The following is a 1,859-nucleotide window of genomic DNA, read 5'->3' on the forward strand; positions in this document are numbered from 1 at the left end:
GGGCGACGCTCGCGGTGGTGGTGACCCGGTTGATGCCGTTGCCGCAGGTGCAGTTCGGGGGCCGGGTCCACGTGCTGCCGACCGCGTACCTGGCGTACCGGTTCGTGATCGACCTGGTGGTCGCGAGCGCCCAGGTGACGTACCTGGCGTTCCGTCCGGGCCGGGCGCCGCGCGCGGCGGTGATCGGGGTGCACCTGCGCAGCCACTCGGACCTGTACCTGACGTTGACGGCCGAGCTGTGCTCGTTGGTCCCGGGGTCGATCGTGGTGGAGGCCCACCGGGTGTCGTCGGTGCTGTACATCCACGTCCTGGACGTGGACCTGGCCGGCGGTGTGGAGGGCGCGCGCACGAACATCCTGGACACCGAGGCCCGGGTGCTGCGCGCCTTCGCGTCGGACGAGGAGCTGGCGGCGGCGGGCCTGACCCGTAACCCCCGTGACGCGGCCGGGCACCCCGGCCTGCAGGGTGCGCCCTCGCAGGAGGCGTGCCCGGTGCCGCAGGCCGAGATCGGCAACGAGGAGGTCGACCGGTGATCGTCGCGGTGGTGGTGGCGGGCGCGTTCTTGACGGTCGCGGCGGTCCTGGCGCTGATCCGGGTCGAGAAGGGCCCCAGCATGCTGGACCGGACGGTGGCGCTGGACATCACGACCAGCGCGATCGTGGGGGCGATTGCGGTGGAGGCCGCCTGGTCCCGGCGGGTGGACACGGTGCCGATCCTGGTGGCGGTGGCCCTGGTCGGGTTCGTGGGTTCGGTGACGATCGCCCGGTTCGCGGCGGTGGAACCTGAGGGTGAGGGCCGGATCCTCACCAAGGAGGAGGTCGCGGCGTTGGAGGCCGAGCGTCTGGCGGCGGAGGACGCGGACCTCGCGGCCCACGACGCCGAGCACCATGGTGGCCCGGCGCAGGGGGAGGTGCACCGGTGACGACGGCGGTGGACGTCCTGGCGGGGGTGCTCCTGGTGTGCGGTGCGCTGCTGACCCTCGCGGCGGGGGTGGGGCTGGTGCGGTTCCCGGACCTGCTGGCCCGCATGCACACGGCGACCAAGCCCCAGGTCCTGGGGCTGATCCTGATGCTGCTGGGGTTGGCTCTGCGGCTCCGTTCGGGCCCGATCCTGTGGATGCTGATCCTGGTGTCCCTGTTCCAGATGCTCACCTCACCGGTGGCCGCGCACATGGTGGCGCGCGCGGGGTACCGGACGGGCAAGGTCCGCCGGGAGCTGCTGGTCGTCGACGAGCTCACCCGTGACCTGGAGCTGGCCCGCGCCGAGCTCGACGCCGACGAGACCCGCCCCGACCGTCCCGGCGACGAGGACCACCGGCCCTCGTGAGCCGTGTGATCGACTGTCGCGCGGTCCGGGCGCGGAACCGCCACGGATGCTCAGGTGACCTCGGTGAGCGCGGCTCGTCCTGAGGGCGGGAGGTCGGCCGGTACACGGGGGAGCTTGCGCGGGTGCACCACCCAGCGCCCATGCGCGTCGACGTCCCACGCCCCCCGGCCGACGTACCGGTGCCACCATGCCACCCTCTGCGGCACGGTGAGCTGAGCCACCCACTGCCGCCCGGACTCGACGTCGAACCTGAAGGTGACCAGCCCCTCAGGTCCCTGACCGTCCAGGACCAGGGGCAGGCGCTCGTCCAGGAACGGTATCCAGTGCCGACGCCACAGAGCATCCTTGCGTTCCTCGGGGGTGTCAGGGCAGGTCAGCGCCTCATCGTCACCGGTCGCCGCGTGCCAGTACCGGGCTCTGATGAGTGTGGTGTCCAGGTCGAGGAACACCGACCCCGGGACCAGACGTGGCAAGGCGGGGTCGCCACCGGCCTCCAGGCCCGCCCTCTCCCCGTCGTGCCATTGCCAGATGGC

At 72.4% G+C, this 1,859-nt stretch carries 4 protein-coding genes; 3 read left to right on the forward strand and 1 reads right to left on the reverse strand.

Going from position 1 to position 1,859, the window contains the following annotated elements; all coding sequences use genetic code 11:
• The 3 genes from N869_RS14775 to mnhG all read left to right on the forward strand — a co-directional run.
• A partial coding sequence (locus tag N869_RS14775; protein ID WP_052105631.1) for a Na+/H+ antiporter subunit E occupies positions 1-533 on the forward strand: 533 nt, incomplete at its 5' end.
• Positions 530-922, forward strand: a complete 393-nt coding sequence (locus tag N869_RS14780; protein WP_035062913.1) for a monovalent cation/H+ antiporter complex subunit F — start codon at positions 530-532, stop codon at positions 920-922. The genes N869_RS14775 and N869_RS14780, both read left to right, overlap by 4 nt.
• Positions 919-1,326, forward strand: coding sequence for a monovalent cation/H(+) antiporter subunit G (gene mnhG / locus N869_RS14785; RefSeq protein ID WP_035062914.1), 408 nt, complete (start codon positions 919-921; stop codon positions 1,324-1,326). The genes N869_RS14780 and mnhG overlap by 4 nt, the downstream gene beginning before the upstream one ends.
• A gap of 50 nt (positions 1,327-1,376) precedes the next feature.
• Here mnhG and N869_RS18015 read toward each other — a convergent pair.
• Positions 1,377-1,859 (reverse strand): SMI1/KNR4 family protein (locus N869_RS18015; RefSeq protein ID WP_198026098.1); only part of this gene is annotated, 483 nt, incomplete at its 5' end.

The organism is Cellulomonas bogoriensis 69B4 = DSM 16987 (genome assembly GCF_000767165.1).
In the GTDB taxonomy this organism is placed as follows: Bacteria; Actinomycetota; Actinomycetes; order Actinomycetales; family Cellulomonadaceae; genus Actinotalea; species Actinotalea bogoriensis.